The organism is Lysobacter sp. DMC97 (genome assembly GCF_056313745.1).
Window position 1 is genome coordinate 271,016 of sequence record NZ_JBQUZR010000005.1, and the last position, 17,676, is coordinate 288,691.

The 17,676-nt window shown below is 70.5% G+C and carries 14 protein-coding genes and 1 tRNA gene; 10 read left to right on the top strand and 5 right to left on the bottom strand.

All coding sequences use genetic code 11. From position 1 onward, the window contains the following. Positions 1 to 2 precede the first annotated feature (2 nt). Positions 3 to 2,096, top strand: a complete 2,094-nt coding sequence (locus tag ACT53Q_RS12865) for an EAL domain-containing response regulator (protein WP_476187045.1) — start codon at positions 3 to 5, stop codon at positions 2,094 to 2,096. Between the two features lie 176 nt (positions 2,097 to 2,272). Continuing rightward, the gene (locus tag ACT53Q_RS12870) at positions 2,273 to 2,440 is read left to right on the top strand and encodes a hypothetical protein (protein ID WP_476187046.1); all 168 of its coding nucleotides are present in this window, start codon (positions 2,273 to 2,275) and stop codon (positions 2,438 to 2,440) included. Between the two features lie 85 nt (positions 2,441 to 2,525). On the opposite strand, the gene htpX is transcribed toward ACT53Q_RS12870, so the two are convergent. Beyond that, positions 2,526 to 3,419: a protease HtpX gene (gene htpX / locus ACT53Q_RS12875; RefSeq protein WP_476187047.1), complete on the bottom strand. Its 894-nt coding sequence runs from the start codon at positions 3,417 to 3,419 to the stop codon at positions 2,526 to 2,528. 123 nt (positions 3,420 to 3,542) lie between these two features. Between htpX and gluQRS the strand changes: the two genes are divergently transcribed. The 5 genes from gluQRS (at position 3,543) to ACT53Q_RS12900 (ending at position 7,525) form a co-directional block, all read left to right on the top strand. After that, complete coding sequence (gene gluQRS, locus ACT53Q_RS12880; protein WP_476187048.1) at positions 3,543 to 4,451, top strand: tRNA glutamyl-Q(34) synthetase GluQRS; 909 nt, start codon at positions 3,543 to 3,545, stop codon at positions 4,449 to 4,451. 117 nt (positions 4,452 to 4,568) lie between these two features. Then, positions 4,569 to 5,309: an acetoacetyl-CoA reductase gene (gene phbB / locus ACT53Q_RS12885; protein ID WP_476187049.1), complete on the top strand. Its 741-nt coding sequence runs from the start codon at positions 4,569 to 4,571 to the stop codon at positions 5,307 to 5,309. A 181-nt stretch (positions 5,310 to 5,490) separates the two neighbouring features. Next, the gene (phaR, locus tag ACT53Q_RS12890) at positions 5,491 to 5,991 is read left to right on the top strand and encodes a polyhydroxyalkanoate synthesis repressor PhaR (RefSeq protein WP_476173470.1); all 501 of its coding nucleotides are present in this window, start codon (positions 5,491 to 5,493) and stop codon (positions 5,989 to 5,991) included. Between the two features lie 120 nt (positions 5,992 to 6,111). After that, complete coding sequence (gene phbB, locus ACT53Q_RS12895) at positions 6,112 to 6,852, top strand: acetoacetyl-CoA reductase (protein ID WP_476187050.1); 741 nt, start codon at positions 6,112 to 6,114, stop codon at positions 6,850 to 6,852. Between the two features lie 499 nt (positions 6,853 to 7,351). Further along, positions 7,352 to 7,525 (top strand): hypothetical protein, encoded by a 174-nt coding sequence (locus ACT53Q_RS12900; RefSeq protein WP_476187051.1) that lies wholly within the window; start codon positions 7,352 to 7,354, stop codon positions 7,523 to 7,525. A gap of 18 nt (positions 7,526 to 7,543) precedes the next feature. Here the strand turns inward: ACT53Q_RS12900 and ACT53Q_RS12905 are convergent, their stop codons facing one another. The 4 genes from ACT53Q_RS12905 to ACT53Q_RS12920 all read right to left on the bottom strand — a co-directional run bounded on the left by ACT53Q_RS12905 (position 7,544) and on the right by ACT53Q_RS12920 (position 12,110). Further along, positions 7,544 to 8,449: a TolB-like translocation protein gene (locus ACT53Q_RS12905; RefSeq protein ID WP_476187052.1), complete on the bottom strand. Its 906-nt coding sequence runs from the start codon at positions 8,447 to 8,449 to the stop codon at positions 7,544 to 7,546. 4 nt (positions 8,450 to 8,453) lie between these two features. Continuing rightward, positions 8,454 to 9,251, bottom strand: a complete 798-nt coding sequence (locus tag ACT53Q_RS12910) for a carboxypeptidase-like regulatory domain-containing protein (RefSeq protein ID WP_476187053.1) — start codon at positions 9,249 to 9,251, stop codon at positions 8,454 to 8,456. Next, the gene (locus tag ACT53Q_RS12915) at positions 9,248 to 10,144 is read right to left on the bottom strand and encodes a M48 family metallopeptidase (protein ID WP_476187054.1); all 897 of its coding nucleotides are present in this window, start codon (positions 10,142 to 10,144) and stop codon (positions 9,248 to 9,250) included. The genes ACT53Q_RS12910 and ACT53Q_RS12915 overlap by 4 nt, the downstream gene beginning before the upstream one ends. A gap of 112 nt (positions 10,145 to 10,256) precedes the next feature. Beyond that, on the bottom strand, positions 10,257 to 12,110 hold the full coding sequence (locus ACT53Q_RS12920; RefSeq protein WP_476187055.1) for a formylglycine-generating enzyme family protein: 1,854 nt from the start codon (positions 12,108 to 12,110) through the stop codon (positions 10,257 to 10,259). Between the two features lie 103 nt (positions 12,111 to 12,213). Between ACT53Q_RS12920 and rnd the strand changes: the two genes are divergently transcribed. The 3 genes from rnd (at position 12,214) to ACT53Q_RS12935 (ending at position 17,647) form a co-directional block, all read left to right on the top strand. After that, positions 12,214 to 13,320, top strand: a complete 1,107-nt coding sequence (gene rnd / locus ACT53Q_RS12925) for a ribonuclease D (protein WP_476187056.1) — start codon at positions 12,214 to 12,216, stop codon at positions 13,318 to 13,320. Positions 13,321 to 13,398: 78 nt separating this feature from the next. Further along, positions 13,399 to 13,474 (top strand) — tRNA-Ala (locus tag ACT53Q_RS12930). 159 nt (positions 13,475 to 13,633) lie between these two features. Then, positions 13,634 to 17,647: a non-ribosomal peptide synthetase gene (locus ACT53Q_RS12935; RefSeq protein ID WP_476187057.1), complete on the top strand. Its 4,014-nt coding sequence runs from the start codon at positions 13,634 to 13,636 to the stop codon at positions 17,645 to 17,647. Positions 17,648 to 17,676: the final 29 nt, after the last annotated feature.

The following is a 17,676-nucleotide window of genomic DNA, read 5'->3' on the forward strand; positions in this document are numbered from 1 at the left end:
GCATGTCCAAAAGCCACGATCCCGCACTGCGTCTGATGCTGGTCGATGACAGTGTCGAGGAGGCCGAGGGCATCGTCAGCGGGCTGCGCAACGCCGGGATCGCGGTGCGGCCGCTGCGGCCGACCACCGGCGACGAACTGACCCACATGCTCGTCGGCCAGCCGGTGGACCTGGTGCTGGCCGCCCATCCCTGCCGCTCCGTCCCGTTCGCCGACGTCGAGCAGCGGGTGACGACCAGCGGCAAGGACATCCCCCTGATCGCGGTGATCGAGCAGATCGACACCGACAGCTTCGCCGACCTGCTCGGCGGCGGCGTGCGCGCCCTCGCACTGCGCCACAAGCCGCCGCAGTTGCTGGCCGCGGTCCGCCGCGAATGGGCCGACCTCGAGGCCCGCCGCGCCCAGCGCGGGCTGGAGGCGCAGGTCCGCGAGACCGAGCGCCGCTGTGACGCGCTGATCGAGTCCTCGCGCGACCCCATCGCCTACGTCCACGAAGGCATGCACATCCGCGCCAACGCGGCCTACCTCGAGATGTTCGGCTACGAATCGTTCGAGGACATCGAGGGCATGTCGCTGCTCGACCTCGTCGCCCCCGAGCACGTCGCCGACTTCAAGCAACTGCTCAAGCGCATGAGCAAGGGCGAGACCCCGCCCGCGCGCTACGAGCTGGAAGCCCACGACATCGAGGGCAACAGCTTCCCGGCGGTGATGGAATTCACCCTCGCCCAGTACGAAGGCGAGCCGTGCCAGCAGGTGATCTTCCGCCGCCATGAACCCGCGGTGGACCCGGACATGGCGCGCAAGATGGAAGACCTGCGCCAGCGCGACCAGGTCACCGGCCTGCTCAACCGCCCGACCTTCCTGCACGCGCTGGAAGACGCCGTCTCCGACGCCGCCCGCAACGGCAGCCAGCACGGCCTGCTGATGATCGAGCCCGACCACTACCAGCGCCTGCTGCACGAGATCGGCCTGGACTCGGCCGACACGATCATGGCCGCGATCGCCGAACGCCTGCGCGGCGAACTGGCCGAACTGGGCGAACAGACGGTCGCCGCGCGCTTCTCCGAGAACACGCTGGCGGTGCTGGTGCGCGGCGGCGACTACACCGCCACCCACACCCTCGCCACCCGCATCTGCAACAGCTTCGCCGCCGAGGTGTTCGCGATCGGCCAGCGCTCCAGCGTCATCACCGCCAGCATCGGCGGCGTGCAGATCACCCAGAAGAACCCGATCGTCAGCCAGATCCTGGCCAAGGCCACGCAGGGCGTGCAGTCCGCGGCCGGCACCGGCGGCAACCGCGCGGACCTGTTCGACCCCAACGCGGTGGACCGCGCCGAGGCCGAGCGCATCCAGGCCTGGGTGCAGCGCCTGCGCGACGCGATCGAGCAGAAGCGCTTCGTGCTGCACTTCCAGCCGGTGATCAACCTGCAGGGCGACAACCACCCGGTCTACGACACCTTCCTGCGCCTGGACGCCGGCAACGGCGAACTGATCCCGCCCAACACCTTCCTCCAGATCGCGGAGGAGCACGGGATGATGGAAGAGATCGACCGCTGCGTGGCGGAGCGCGCGATCGAACTGATCGCCCAGCGCGAACACGCCGGCAAGCCGGTGACGCTGCTGATCAAGGTCTCGCAGGATTCGCTGGCCAGCGACGCGCTGGCGGCGTTCATCGGCGAACAGCTCGCCGCCCGCGGCGCCTCGGGCGAGTACCTCGCGCTGCAGTTGCAGGAAGCCAAGGTGTTCACCCACCTGCACGCCGTGCAGCAGTTCGCCGCGGCGGTCAACGCCTTCGGTTGCCGGATCGGGCTGGAGCAGTTCGGCGCCGGCCTCGACTCGTTCCAGTTGCTCAACCACGTGCAGCCGCAGTTGCTGAAGATCGACCGCAGCTTCATCGAGGACCTGCCGAAGAACGCGGAAAGCCAGCAGCGCGTGCGCGACATCGCCGGCAAGGCCCGCGACCTGGACATCCTCACCATCGCCGAGTTCGTGCAGGACGCGGCCAGCATGTCGATCCTGTTCTCCGCCGGCGTGGACTACGTGGAAGGCCACTTCCTGGCCGCCGCGGGCCCGGAGATGAACTACGACTTCGAGTAGGCCCGGACGACGCCCGATGCGCATCGACCTGCAGCCCGGCGAACGCCTGATCCGCGAAGGCGCCGCGAACCTCATGCGGGGCCGGGAAGCCGTGGGCGGCCGCCTGTTCCTCACCGACCGCCGCCAGCCACGCCTTCAACGTCGCGCGCGGCACCACCGACCTGCCGCTGGCCGACGTGGCCGGCACCGAACCGTGCTGGACGAAGTTCCTCGGCGCGATCCCGCTGCTGCCGAACTCGCTGGCGGTCCGCACCCGCGACGGCACCGAGTACCGGTTCGTGCTGTATGGCCGGCGCACGTGGCAGGCCGCCATCGATGCGCAGCGGCAGGCGATGCCGGCTTGAGCCGGCCACCGGACCGGACAGGAAAAAGCCCGCCTTCCGGCGGGCTTTTTCGTTCTCCCGCGGCGTCATGGCCGCGGCGCAGCGCTCACGACACCACGCGCAGGCCCGAGGTGGCGGTCGTCGGCGCGGCGTTGCGCAGGGCGGCGATGCGCTGCTGCAGCGGCGGGTGGCTGCGGAACAGGCCGGTGATGCCGCCGGAGATGCCGAACGCCTGCACCTGCTTCGGCAGCGTGCTCTCGCCGTAGGTCTGGGCCAGGCGTTCCAGCGCGGCGATCATCTTGTCGCGGCCGGCCAGCTGCGCGCCGCCGGCGTCCGCACGGAACTCGCGCCAGCGCGAGAACCACATCGCGATGATGCTCGCGAGCACGCCGAACACCAGGTCGAGCACGAACACCGTGAGGTAGTAGCCTGCGCCCACCCGGCCATCCTCGCGCACGCCGCCGAGGACACCGTCGACGATGCGGCCGATGATGCGCGCGGCGATGATCACGAAGGTGTTCAGCACGCCCTGCAGCAGGGCCATCGTCACCATGTCGCCGTTGGCGACGTGGCTGACCTCGTGGGCCAGCACGGCCTCGGCCTCGTCGCGGCGCATCGCCCGCAGCAGCCCGGTGGAGACGGCCACCAGCGCATGGTTGCGGTTGGCGCCGGTGGCAAAGGCGTTGATCTCGGGCGCGTCGTAGATGGCGACCTCGGGCATGCCGATGCCGGCGGCCTCGGCCTGGCGGCGCACGGTCTCGACCAGCCAGCGCTCGCTTTCGCCGTGCGGGTCGGAGATGACCTGCGCGCCGGTGGCCATCTTCGCCATCCATTTCGACGTCAGCAGCGAGATCAGCGAGCCGCCGAAGCCGAAGATCGCGGCCATGACCAGCAGGCCGATATTGCTTTGCGGGTTGAGTCCGAAGACCGCCATCACGACGCTGAAGACCAGCAGGACGGCGAGGTTGGTGGCGAGGTAGAGCGCGATGCGTTTGAACATGGCGGGACCCGGGGTCTCGTCGGAAGGAAAGGGAGTGACGTGTAGAGTGGGGAGCCGATCGCGCGGACCAAGCCGCGACCGCCCGTCACCGCCGTTGCATACAGTCGCCAGACAGCTTCCCGCATGCCTCTCGCCCCCCGATATCGCGGTCGTTTCGCCCCCTCGCCCACCGGCCCGCTGCACTTCGGCTCGCTGCTGACCGCGCTCGGCAGCTGGTTGATGGCGCGCCGGGCGGGCGGCGAGTGGTGGGTGCGGATCGAGGACCTCGACCCGCCGCGCGAAGTCGCCGGCGCCGCGGAGGCGCAACTGCGCACGCTGGCCGGTTTCGGGCTGGTGTCCGATGGCCCGGTCGTCCGCCAGCGCGACCGCCACGACCGCTACCGCGCGGCACTGGATCGCCTGCTGGCAGACGGCCACGCGTTTGAATGCAGCTGCAGCCGCGCGGCGCTCGCGGAAAGCGGCGGGATCCATCGCGCCTGCGTGGCCGGCGCCCGGGCCGGCCGCATGGCCGTGCGCCTGCGCGTACCCGACGGCAGCACGGTCGCATTCGACGACGCCCTCTGCGGCCGGTGCGTGCAGGACGTGGCCGCAGAGGTCGGCGACGTCGTGCTGCTCCGCGCCGACGGCTACTGGGCGTACCAGCTGGCGGTGGTCGTGGACGACGCCGACCAGGGCATCACCGACGTGGTCCGCGGCGCCGACCTGCTCGATTCCACCCCGCGCCAGATCCTGCTGCAGCGGGCGCTGGGCCTGCCGACCCCGGCCTATGCCCACCTGCCGCTGGTCGTCGATGCCGAGGGCCGCAAGCTGTCGAAATCGCTGGCCGCGGTGCCGGTGGACGGCGACGATCCGCTGCCGGCGCTGCGCCTGGCATGGCGCGCGCTGGGGCAGCCGCCCGGTCCGTTCGAGGCGCCGGGCACGCCGGCCCGGGGACTGGCGCGAGCGGTCGACGCCTTCGACCCGGGGTTGATTCCGCGCAAGCCCGTGCCGTTCGCCGCGGTGCACAATGGCGACACGATCGGCGGCGCATAGAATCCGATCGGATCGCACGGCGAGAACGGGATGCCACGACATCCCGCTCCCGGACACGACGCGGCGCCGGGTGCGACGCGGGCGAACAGGACATTTCACACCGGAGGGGTATCCAGCATGACCACACGCGTCGCACTCGTCACCGGCGGCACCGGCGGCATCGGCACCGCCATCTGCAAGCGCCTGGCCGACATGGGCCACAAGGTCGCCACCAACTACCGCAACGAAGAGAAGGCCAAGGCCTGGCAGGCGCAGATGAAGGCCGAAGGCTACGACTTCGCGCTGGCCAAGGGCGACGTGACCTCGCCCGACGAGGCCGCGGCGATGGTGAAGGACGTCGAGGCGCAGCTCGGCCCGATCGACATCCTCGTCAACAACGCCGGCATCACCCGCGACGGCACCTTCCACCGCATGACGTCGCCGCAGTGGACCGACGTCATCAACACCAACCTCAACTCGGTGTTCAACGTCACCCGCCCGGTGATCGAGGGCATGCGCGACCGCAAGTGGGGCCGGATCATCCAGATCAGCTCGATCAACGGCCTCAAGGGCCAGTACGGCCAGGCCAACTACGCCGCGGCCAAGGCCGGCATGCACGGCTTCACCATCTCGCTGGCGCGCGAGAACGCCAAGCTGGGCATCACCGTGAACACGATCTCCCCCGGCTACATCGCCACCGACATGGTGATGGCGGTGCCGGAAGAGGTGCGGGCCAAGATCGTCGCCGACATCCCGACCGGCCGCCTCGGCACGCCGGACGAGATCGCCTACGGCGTGGCCTTCCTGGCCGACGAGCGCGCGGGCTGGATCACCGGCTCCAACCTCGACATCAACGGCGGCCACCACATGGGCTGGTAAGCCCCCGACGCCGCGCCGGCCCCCGTCCGGAGCGGCACGGCCTGCGGGGTCCATGCGTGACCCCGGTCGCGTTCCCCGCCCCGGCGTTCTCCCGCCGGGCGGAGGCGATCCGCCGACGAGTTGCAACCCGGCCCGGGCTGCGCCATGCTCGCGGGCCGGCTCCCGCTAGAGTAAAGGCTCCATGCCCGTCACGCGGATCATCAAGAAGTACCCGAACCGCCGCCTCTACGACACCAAGATCTCCAGCTACATCACGATCGAGGACGTCCGCCAGCTCATCGTGGACGGCGAGGATTTCGAGGTGCGAGACGCCAAGTCCGGCGAGGACCTCACCCGCCAGGTGCTGCTGCAGATCATCGCCGAGCACGAACAGGACGGCGAGCCGGTGCTGTCCACGCAGTTGCTGAGCCAGATCATCCGGTTCTACGGCGACTCGCTGCAGGGCTTCATGGGCAACTACCTCGAACGCTCGATGCAGATCTTCCTCGACCAGCAGCAGCAGTTCCGCCAGCAGATGGGCGGACTGATCGGCCAGACGCCGTGGACGATGATGAACCAGCTGACCGAGCGCAACCTCGAGATGTGGCGCGAGTTCCAGCACAACCTGATCGGCGCCATGGGCCGGCCCACCGCCGCCAAGCCGAAGGACAAGGCCGCCACCGGCGGCAAGCACGACGACTGACCGCCGTCCCGCGCATCGCGCGCCGGCCCTGCGCCGCGCGCGGGCATGCGCGTGCCCGCGGGTCGCGCCGTCGCCCTTCCGTTTCCGTTTTCCAGTTTCCGTCTTCCCAGGGGATTCCTCATGCAACATCGCGTGGCCGTCGTGACCGGCGGCATCGGCGGACTCGGCACCGAGATCTGCAAGGCGCTCGCCCGCGCCGGGCACACCGTCATCGCCGCCGACCTCGGCGCCCGCGCCGAACGCCTGGCCGAGTTCGAGCGCGAAGTCGCCGGCCTCGACATCCGCTTCGAACCGGTCGACGTCTCCGACTTCGACGCCTGCGGCGCACTGGTGCGCAAGATCGAGGCCGAGCACGGCTCGCTCGACATCCTCGTCAATGGCGCCGGCATCACCCGCGACGGCACCCTGCGCAAGATGGAGAAGTCGCAGTGGGACGCGGTGCTGTCGGTCAACCTCGACAGCGTGTTCAACCTCTGCCGCCACGCGGTCGACGGCATGACCACGCGCGGCTTCGGCCGCATCGTCAACATCAGCTCGGTGAACGGCCAGACCGGCCAGTTCGGCCAGACCAACTACGCCGCCGCGAAGGCCGGCATGCACGGCTTCACGATGGCGCTGGCGCGCGAGGTCGCACGCAAGGGCGTGACCGTGAACTCGGTGTCGCCCGGCTACTGCGAGACCGCGCTGGTGATGTCGATGTCCGAAGAGATCCGCGCGGGCATCGTCGAGAAGGTGCCGGTGGGCCGCCTCGGCAAGCCGTCGGAGATCGCCCGCACCGTCGCCTTCCTGGTCGACGAGGACGCGGGGTTCATCACCGGCGCGAACATCCCTGTGAACGGCGGGTTGTTCATGAGTTTCTGAGGCGGGCTTCACCGCCTTTGCGACCTGCAATCGGCGGTGGAGAAGGCTGATTCACCACATCCGGCCTCTCATCTCCCCGTCATCCCGGCGAACGCCGGGATCCGTTCGATCGTTTCCGTTGTCATCCCGAGCCGCAGGCGAGGGATCTGCTTTTCTTCCGCGAAAGCCCGGAATCCTTTTCCGCGCTGGCGCGCGGGCCCCTTTCTTTTCAAAAAGAAAGGGGCGAAAGAAAACTCTTCAGTGCCGAGGCAAATCTGCCGTCGGGGACGTGGCCGGGATTTTTCGACGAGGCGTCCTGCCTCGTCGAAAAACGGCGGACCTCCTGTCCGCCGCCCGCCGGGTCTCCGGGCGCGGGAAGGGACATTGATCCTGCCGCGGCGTCAGGACGAATCGCGTGAGGGCGGCCGCCTCGATTGGCCATCAGCCACGGCCCCCATTGCAGCCAACCGACGCCCGCTCTACCTTCCCCGTCCTCCGTCCCGTCCTGCAGACCACCACGATGCTCCGACTCACGCCGCCCAGCACACCCGCCTTCCTGATCTCGCTGCTGCTCGGCGGCGCCGGCATCGCCGGGCGGCTCGGGTATTTCCCGATCGCCGCACCCAATGCGTTCTGGCTGCTGACCACCGCGTTCGCGCTGCTGCTGCTGTCGACGGTGTTCAAGGACCTCTGATCGCGCGCGATTGCGGCCTCAGTGCCGCGTCGCGAGGAAGATCACGAAGCGGTCGCCGGCCTTGCGGTGGAAGTAGATGCCGCGTTCGTCCGGGGTGAAGGCGGGCGCTTCGACGTGCCCGTCCAGCGCGACCAGCTTCGCCGCCGGACCGAACGGTTCGTTCACCGACCCGCGCTGCGCGATGTAGATCGACGCGTGCACCACGATGCCCGGCGGTGCGCGGGTGAACAGCAGAGTCAGGCCGTCCGCGGAGATGCACGGCGCGTATTCCAGCGCGTCGGTGTTGACGTTGCGCAGCAGCGCCGTGTCCTCGGGCTGCGGCGCGAAACCGTCGCCCTTGCGTCCGGCCAGCAGGATGTCGGCGGCCACCGGCCAGAGCAGGCCGAAGCGGCCGTCGACGTAGTAGAGATGTTCGCCGTCGGACGAGACGTCCAGGTCGAAGTTGATGTACCGCGCGCGCCGTCGCGACAGGCCGTGCAGCGGATGCACGCCGGACACTTTGCCGTCGGCGAACGTGCCGCCGAACAGGCTGATCCGCGTGTGGTCGTGGTCGCGCATCGACACGAAATAGAAACGGCCGGCGCGGTCCATCGTCGCGACGCCGTCCAGCTTCCCGCTGTTGGCGCCGGCGAGCCGGCCGAGGTAGCGGAAATGCGTGGCGTCGATACGCTCGGCGAAACGCAGGTCGGTGTCGACCCACGGCGCGTTGAGGTCGTTGAAGAACAGGTAGCGGCCGTCGCGGCTGAGGAACGGCTCCATCGCGTCGCCGTCGTAGCCGGCGATCGTCACCGGCTGCGGCACGTCGTACAGCCGCGAGGTCGCGGCTTCGCGTGCGCCACCGGGCGCGGACAGCGCCGCGACACAGGCCAGCAGACCGCAGGCGACCAGCCCGGCGACTCGCCACGCGCGCGCCGTGCGTGGCATGGCGTCAGTGCTTTTCGGCCTGCAGCACGACCGTGGCGTTTTCCGGCACCGGCATCAGCTCGGAATCGAGCTCGACCACGTCACCGTCGGCATGGACGTCGATGAACAGACGGTAGTTGAGCCCCTGGTCCCAGTAACGCTGCTCGGTCACGTAATGGTCGACATGCGTCGGCGCGTAGGGATTGTCCGCGACCTCCGACGAACCGACCTGCACCCGCTCGTTGTAGTAGCAGCGCAGCGAGGCATCCGCGTTCACCCAGTAGCGGCCCGGGCGCAGGTTGTTGAACTCGTACCGGCCGAATTCGTCGGTCTTCGCCGACAGGCCGTAGTCCAGCATGCGGGCGTCGTAGAACAGCACCTCGCGCTTCCCGCCCGACGGACGGGCGAAAGGATTCCGCAGCGCCGGCGTCGCCTTGTAGCGGTGCGCTTCCAGCAGGCCGACGTATTCGACGAGGTGCGGCGTCGCCGGGAACAGCGACAGTTCGATGCCGGCGTTGGCGCGCTTGCGGATCGCCAGCAGGCCGCGCGTGCGCCGGCAGTCGTCGTTCAACTGGTGGAACAGCACGCCGCGGACACGGCCGCTCCCGGGCTGCATCGCACGCTGCGCCGCCTGCGGATCGAACGCGTCGGCAGGCCGGAATTCGAGCGGACGCGCCGCTTCGGCCTGGCGGTCGGCGTTGTCCAGCAGGCGGCCGGCGAACGCGGGCGCCGCGACCAGGATCGACAGGAAGATCGGTGCCGCGACGGTCCCGGGGACACGAACGAACGGACGGGAACGATGGCGCGATGCGTGCTGGCTCAACGGCTTTCCTCGCAGAACTTCTTCCGGTATTCCATCGCCTTCGGCATCAGCGACTGCAGGTTGGCGATGCGGGTGCCCGGGTTCGGGTGGGTCGAGGCGAACTCCGGCTGCGAACGACCGCCGCTGGCCTGGTCCATGCGCTCCCACAGCGGGATCGCTTCCTCGGGGTTGAAGCAGGCGGCGGCGGCGAGCAGCAGGCCCATCTCGTCGGCCTGCGTCTCCTGCCTGCGTGCGTACGGCAACGAGCGGCCGTAGCCGTACACCGCCATCACCGCCTGCATCGACTGCTGGTCCATGCCGCTCATCGCGCCGGCCATCTGGCCGAGCTGGGTGAGCTTCTGTTCGGTCATGCGCTGCGCGCCGTGGCGCAGCAGCGCGTGGGTGATCTCGTGGCCCATCACCACCGCCATCGCATCGGCGTTCTTCGCCACCGGCACCAGCCCGGTGTAGACCGCCATCTTGCCGCCGGGCAGGCAGAAAGCGTTGACCTGGTCGGACTGCAGCACGTTCACGTCCCAGTCGAAGCTGTCCTCGACGTGCGGCGCCTGGCCGCCGTGCTCGGCGGCCAGCGCGTCGGACACCTGCGGGATCTTCGCGATCAGCCGCTGCGCGATCGTGCGGATCTGCTGCGCGACCTGCGAGTTCGGGTCGACCGGCCGCTCCTGCGACAGGATCTCCTGGTACGCCTGCAGGCCCATCGCCTTCTCGTCGTCGGGCGAGATGCTGCGGTCGATCACCACCTTCTCGCCGGTCAGCGGGTCGGTGCTGCGGTTGGAGAACCAGTAGTACGCGGCATAGCCGGCGAACAGGATCAGGATGATGAAGCGCGGGTTGATGCCGCGGCCGCGCGGACGGCCGCCGGACGACGCGTTGCCGAAGGGGTTCTGCTGCATGGTCTGTCCTCCCGGGCGCGGCGCCCTGCGCGGGGACTATAAGTGACTGGCGACACGAAACCGAAGCCGCACGACGGTTTTTTGCCGGCGTCGCATCGCGCACGGCGGCCGGCTACAGATCGCGCACCACCCGGAAGCCGGTCAGCGCGTTGGTGGCGTCGGACTGCGCCTGCCGGCGCCAGGCCGCCCGGCTCTGCGCCGGCGCGTTGCCCCAGGCGCCGCCGCGGATCACCCGCGTGCGGCAGCCGGGATTGATCCACGCCTCGCCGCTGGTGGGCGCGCGCCGGTAGCCCTCGTGCCAGCAGTCGGCCACCCATTCGCTGACATTGCCTTCCAGATCGTGGATGCCGAAGGCGTTGGCGCGGAAGCTCGCCACCGGCGCCGGCCCCCACCAGCCGTCGCCGTAGCCGACGAAGGCGTTGCCCCAACTGCGCCCGCCCGGGGCGTGGTCGCCGCCACCGGTGAGGTTGCCGATGCCCGGCGTCGGCGGCAGGTCGCCCCACGGATAGCGCCCGGGCCGGCCGCTGCGCAGGGCGTATTCGAATTCGGCCTCGCTGGGCAGACGGTAATGCTGGCCGCTGCGTTCCGACAGCCAGCGCGCGTAGGCCTCGGCGTCCTTCGCGCTGACGTGCACCACAGGCATCGTGTCCGCGGCGGGCCTGCCCAGGTAGTCGTGCCGCCAGTCCACGCCGCTGCGGCGCACGAAGTTGCCGGCGCGGTCGTCGTAGACCAGCGAATGCCCGCGCCGCACCGCCCGCGGGCGATAGCCGCTGGCCTGCACGAAGCGGCGGAACTGCTCCACCGTCACCTCGGTGCGGGCGATGGCGAAGCCGCGCTCGAAGCGCACGTAGCGCTGCGGGCGCTCGGCGTCGCTGGCGTCGGGCTCGATCCGCCGCGCCCCCATCAGGAAGCCGCCGTGCGGCACCACGATCAGCTCGGGCCCGCGGCCGCCGCCCTGCAGCGCATCGGTGAAACGCTGGCCCGGGCGCATCAGGCCATAGTGCGTGGCCAGGTCGATGCGCGTGCGCAACTCCGCGGCCGCGGGATCGCCCGGGCGGGCGATGCGCAGCATCTGCGCCAGCCGCGCGTGCGCGCCTTCGAGATGGTTCGGCCGATGCGGTTCGGCCAGCAGCATCAGGCCTTCGTCGCGCAGGCGGGCGACGTGGTAGCGGCGGATGTCCTCGACGATGCCGCGGCTGGTCTCCACCGTGTCCATGCCCGGCCGCACCGTCTTCGCCTGCCCCAGCCAGCGCTCGGCCTCGTCGAAATCCATGCGCGTCGCGGCGTCCTCGGCCCGGCGCAGCATCGCGCTCTCCACCGCGGCCACGCCCTGCGTCGCCCGCGCCTGCCCGGGCGAAAGGCTCAGCGCCTCGCGGAACCGCGCCAGCGCGCCTTCGCCGCGTTCGCCCAGCCGGCCGGCGGCCAGTTCGGCCTCGCCGTCGGTGTTCAGCGTCCACAGCCGTTCGGCGACCTCGACCTTGCGCAGGAACGCCGTGCCGTCCGGCCCCGCGTCGGCACCGACGGCGCGCAGCACCGCGGCCACGGCCTGCGCCCGATGCAGCGCGTCGGCATCGTCGCCGGCGTCGGCCAGCGCGGCCTCGCCGCTCTGACGCAGGCGGACCAGCGCGCGTTCGAGCAGCGCCCGCGCCTGCGCGTCCGCGGGGTCGCGATCGCGTAGGGCGAGCGCGAGGGGAATCGCGGCGTCGGCGTCTTCGTACAGCCGGCCTTCGGCCAGCGCCTGCGCCGCGCGACGGCGCGCGGCGGCCACGCCGGCGGCATCGATCGTCACCTCCGGCCGGCGCCATTCCAGCCGCGGCGCGGCGCCGGCGTCATCGCCGCTCACGGTCACCAGCCCGTCGGCCTGCACCACCGGCGCGGGCGTCTTCGCGGGCGCAGCCGGCGCTCGATCGCGGCCGCAGGCGCAGAGCAGCGCGAGCGCGAGTGCGCCCGCCGCTGCCTGCTTCATCATTGCTGCCGACCGCCGCTTCACGCCGGGCACCTTAGCGCATCGGGCATGACCGATGCCCGCACTCCGGTAGCATGGCGACTTTCCGCCGCAGGACCCGCCCTTGCCCCGCTGGATCGATTCCCCCGCCGACCTCGCCCCGCTGATCGCGGCACCGCCGGCCCGCCTCGCGCTCGACACCGAATTCGTCCGCGAACGCACCTACTGGCCGCAGCTGGCGCTGGTGCAGATCGCCCCGGGCGATCCCGACGCGAGCGACGACGACATCCTGCTGGTCGACCCGTTGGTGCCCGGCATGGCCAAACCGCTGGCGCGGCTGCTGTCCGACCCGCGCTCGCTGAAGCTGATGCACAGCGCCGGCGAGGACCTCATCTCCTTCCGCCACGCCTGCGGCGCCCTGCCCGCCCCGCTGTTCGACACCCAGATCGCCGCCGCGCTGTGCGGGATCGGCGCCGGGCTGGGCTACCAGCGGCTGATGGCCGAACTGCTGGGCGTCGAGGTCGACAAGGGCGAGACCCGCTCCGACTGGCTGCGCCGCCCGCTGTCGGCCTCGCAGCTGCGCTATGCCGCCGACGACGTGCGCCACCTCGACACCGCCTGGCGCCTGCTGCACGACCGCCTCGCCGCCGCCGACCGCCTGCCGTGGCTGGAGGAAGACTGCGCGCGGATGCTCGCCAACGCCGCCGACGACACCCCCGAACGCTGGCCGCACCTCGGGATGCGCTCGGCGCAGTTCCTCGACCGCGACGGCCAGATCCGCCTGCTGCGCCTGCTGCGCTGGCGCGAGGTCCGCGCCCGCGTCTCCGACCGCCCGCGCAGCTGGCTGCTCGACAACGAACTGGCGCAGGCCCTCGCCCGCACCCCGCCGCGCGACCTCGGCGCCCTGCAGCGCCTGTTCGACGGCCAGCCCAAGGCGCCGAAGAAGCTGGCGACCGAGGTGTTCGACGCCCTGACCACCCCGCTCCCCGACGAGGCCGAGCTGCCGCTGGCCCGCGGCGACGACCGCGACCGCGGCGTCTACAAGCGCCTGCAGCAGGCCGTGGCCGCCCGCAGCGCCGAACTGGGCCTGCCCGACGGCGTGCTGGCCTCGCGCCGCTGGATCGAAGCCCTGCAGGACGGCGAAGACTGGCCCGGCCCCCTCGCCGGCTGGCGCCGCACCGAGCTCGAACCCGCCCTCGCCGCCGAGCTGGCGGCGATTGGCAACCGCTGACGACCGCCTTATACTGCCCGTCCCGCGCGGGAGCCCACGCACTCCCCCGCAGCGCCAGCCGCACCGGCGTCGAAACATGGGGCCATAGCTCAGCTGGGAGAGCGCGTCGTTCGCAATGACGAGGTCGGGAGTTCGATCCTCCCTGGCTCCACCAAACAAGAAGCCGACCTTCACGGGTCGGCTTTTTTGTTGGCCGTGCATGCCCGGGGCAAGCATGTCCGGGACCGTGACCGGCGCAGGATCGTCCTGTCATCGGCCCCGTGTAGCCTCCGCGCTGGCGCGCATCGGCGCCCGGGCCAGGGACGAGGACGACATGCAGGCATTGCAGGTTTCGGACTACCAGACGCGGTTCTTCATCGAATGGGCGCTGCGCCCGGACGAAGACGGCTACAACGTCTTCGGCGTGTACCGGATCCGCGGGCCGCTGGACACCGACCGCTTCCGACGTGCCTGCGCGCGCTTCGTGCGGCAGCACGAGGAAGTCCGGGCCGTGTACGCGGAAGACGGCAGCGCCTGCCATCCCGCGGACCACGACTTCGACGCGCTCTTCCGCCATGTCGCCGCAGAGTCCGACGCCGACGCGATGCAGCACGTGGAAGACGCCCTGCGCGCGCCGTTCGATCTCGTGCACGGGCCGATCCTGCGCTTCCTGCTCGTCTCCGTCGGCGATGAAGAGCACGTCTTCACTCACGTCGCCCACCACATCGTCTGCGACGGCGAGATGCTGAAGATCCTCGGCGAGGACATCGCCGGCCACTACCACGCGCTCGCCTCGACCGCCGCGGACGACGACGACGCCGTCGACGTCGACACGCGCTTCCGCGACGCCGTGGCCGCGGAACAGCGACTGCTCGCGCAGGCGCGCGCGGGCGAGGCCGACACGTTCTGGCGCGACTTCCTCGGCGACGTGCCGACGCGCCTGCGGCTGCCGCTGCGGCCAGGCGTCGATGCGGACGGCTTCGATACGGGCAGCATCGACAATGATGTCGCATCGCGCCGCGTCGCCAGCACGTTCTTCGCGCTGTCGCCGGCGCAGACGCAGCGCCTGCACGACTTCGCCGAAGCGCGCGAGACCTCGGTATTCGTCTGCCTCGCGGCGATGTACGGGCTGGTGCTGTCGAAGTTCTGCCACCAGAAGCGCTTCTTCCTGCACTACCCGGTCAACGTGCGCCCCCCCGGCTGCGGGCGCGCCGGCGGCTGCTTCGTCAACAACCTGCCGATGAAGATGGAGGCCGATCGCCACGCGACGCTGGACGACTGGATCGCGGCGCTCACCGCGCAGCGCATCGAGGTGAAGCCGCACCAGCGCCATCCGTTCGCGAAGATCGCGAAAACACAGGCGCAGCAGGACGGCATGCCGCTCGACGGCATGCTCTTAAACGGCGCGTTCAACGTCGGCTTCGTGTCGACCAACCTGCGCGCGCGCAACGCGCTGCGGCTGGACGGGCTGGAGACGGAGACCGTCGACATCGCGCGGCGGCACGCGATCTACGACCTGTCGCTGCTGTACGACGGCCACGACGCCGGCGGCCTGCGCTTCCGGCTCGACACCCGTGCCGCGCTGTTCGACGACGGCTTCGCGGACGCCTTCATCGCGTCGCTGCGCGCGTTGATCGACGACGCCGTCGACCACGGCCACGCGATCGATCTCGCGCGGCATGGCGTGCTCGTCGATGCCGCGCTCGACGACGCCCTGCATCTCGCGAATCCCGACACACGCGACTACGACACCGACACGTCGATCCCGGCGCTGTTCCGCCGACAGGCCGCGCGCACGCCCGACGCGATCGCGACGATCGAAGCCGGCGGCGTCGCACGCACCTACGCCGCGCTGCGCGCCGACGTCGATCGCCTCGCCTGGCGACTGCTTGCCAGCGACGGCGCGCTGATCGGCATCCTCGCCGAGAAGGGCCATCGCCAGTCCGTGGCGACGCTGGCCGTCATGCAGTCCGGCCACGCGTACCTGCCGCTCAACGTGGAGTGGCCGCTGGGCCGCGTGCTCGACGTGCTCGCCTGCGGCGGCGTGCGCACGCTGCTGGTCTCGCGCGAGCAGCACGCACGCATCGCGCTCGACGCCGACCGCTTCGCGCAATTCGCGATCCTCGATCTCGACGACGACCTGTCCTCCGCGGTCGCCAACGACGACGCAGCTGACTTCCCGTCCGTCACCGGCGACGACATCGCCTACGTGATCTTCACCTCCGGATCGACCGGCACGCCGAAGGGCGTCACCATCTCGCACGCCGGCGCACTCAACACGCTGCACGCGGTGAACGAGCGCTTCGGCATCGGTGCGGACGACCGCGTGCTCGCGCTGTCCGACCTCGCCTTCGATCTCTCGGTGTACGACCTGTTCGGCCCGCTGCTGGTCGGCGGCGCCACGGTCTTTCCCGCGCAGGCGGACATCCGCCAGTTCGAATCACTCGCGGAGACGGTGCAGCGCCACCGCGTGACCGTCTGGAACTCCGTGCCGCAGCTGGCCGACCTGCTGGTCAACGCGACCGCGCTGCGCGACGGCGAACTGGACACGCTGCGGCTGATGCTGCTCAGCGGCGACTGGATTCCCGTCGGCCTGCCCGCGGACATTCGCAAACACTGCACGCGCGACGACCTGCAACTCGTCAGCCTCGGCGGCGCGACCGAAGGCAGTATCTGGTCGGTGTGGCATCCGATCGGCGACGTCGATCCCGCGTGGACCAGCATTCCCTACGGCCGCGCGATGCCGAACCAGACGCTGTACGTACTCGACAACGACGACGGCCTGCTGCCGGTCGATGCGCCCGGGCATCTGTGCATCGGCGGTGCCGGCGTCGCCGTGGATTACTGGAACGACGCCACGCGCACGGCCGCGAGCTTCTTCGTGCATCCGACGCTGGGCCGGCTCTACCGCACCGGCGACCGCGGCACGCTGCGCCGTGCCGGCCACATCGAGTTCGGCGGACGCACGGATTTCCAGCTGAAGATCCGCGGCTATCGCGTCGAACCCGGCGACATCGAAGCGCACCTGTCCGCGCATCCCGGCATCCGGCAAGCCGTCGTGCAGGCGATGCCGCATCCCGGCAGCACGCGCCGGTCGCTGGTGGCGTGGTACGTCGCCGATCGCCGCCTCGATGACGCCGCGCTGGCCGCGCATCTCGGCGATCGCCTGCCGGACTACATGGTCCCCGGCGCGTTCGTGCACGTGGCCGAACTGCCGCTCACCGCCAACGGCAAGGTCGATCGCACCGCGCTGCCGATGCCTGCCGCAAGCGACATCGCGGAGGCGCACGCCGCACCCGAAGGCCGCACCGAACACGTCGTCGCCGGCCTGTTCGCCGCGGTGCTCGGCCTCGAACCGGCGACGGTGTCGGCGCAGGCCGATTTCTTCCACCTCGGCGGCGACTCCATCGCCGCGGTGCGCCTGATCGGGCGCATCAACCGCGCCTTCCCGCACGCCGGCGTCCGCGTGATCGACGTCTTCCGCTTCCGCACCGTGCGCACGCTGGCCGACGCCATCGACCGCGACGGCCAGGAGCGTCATTCGCTGATCAAGCCGATGAACGACGCGACGTGTACGCGTCTGCTGTTCATGATCCACCCCGCCACCGGCGGCTGCGAGGTCTACCACGGTCTCGCCGAATTGCTGGTCGACGACTACCGCTGCTACGGCATCGACAACCGCAACCTGCACGGCGACACGCAGGTGTCCGACCTGCACGCGCTGGCGGAAAGCTACCTCGCGCTGATCCGCGCCGTGCGCCGCGAGCGCGGCGTCCCCGACGACGCGGAGTACACGCTCACCGGCTGGTCGCTGGGCGGACAGATCGCGTTCGCCATCGCCGCGCGCCTGGAAGCCGAAGGCGCCACCGCGATCCGCATCATCAGCCTCGACGCCATCCTCAACGACGGCGACGACGCCCTGCGCGCGATCCGCTCGCGCATCGCCGTGAACCGCGACGCCTTCCGCCGCGGCCTCGAAGCCCGCCGCGCCGAGAACCGCCTCTACGACAACGAGGACTACATCCAGCGCATCCTCGCCATGGTCGAGACCGAGAAGACGCTCGCACTGGCGCCCATCGGCCGCCCCCTCCGCCACACTCGTGTCCTGCTGTTCAAGACGATGCGCCCCTACCTCAACCTCGACATCAACCCCGACGCCGCCACCCTCAGCGACCACGTCGCCACCCTGCCCTGGAACAACGTCGACCACCTCGTCCACGACCCCGCCCGTCGCCACGTCCACCCCCTCGACTGCGACCACGGCACCCTGCTGCTCGAATGGCCGCGGATCGCGGAGGTGATCCGGGAGAGGTGCGGGGTGGAGAGGGGGGAGGCGGTGGGGGTTTGAGGGGTCGGACGGTGCGGCCTTGCGGAGAT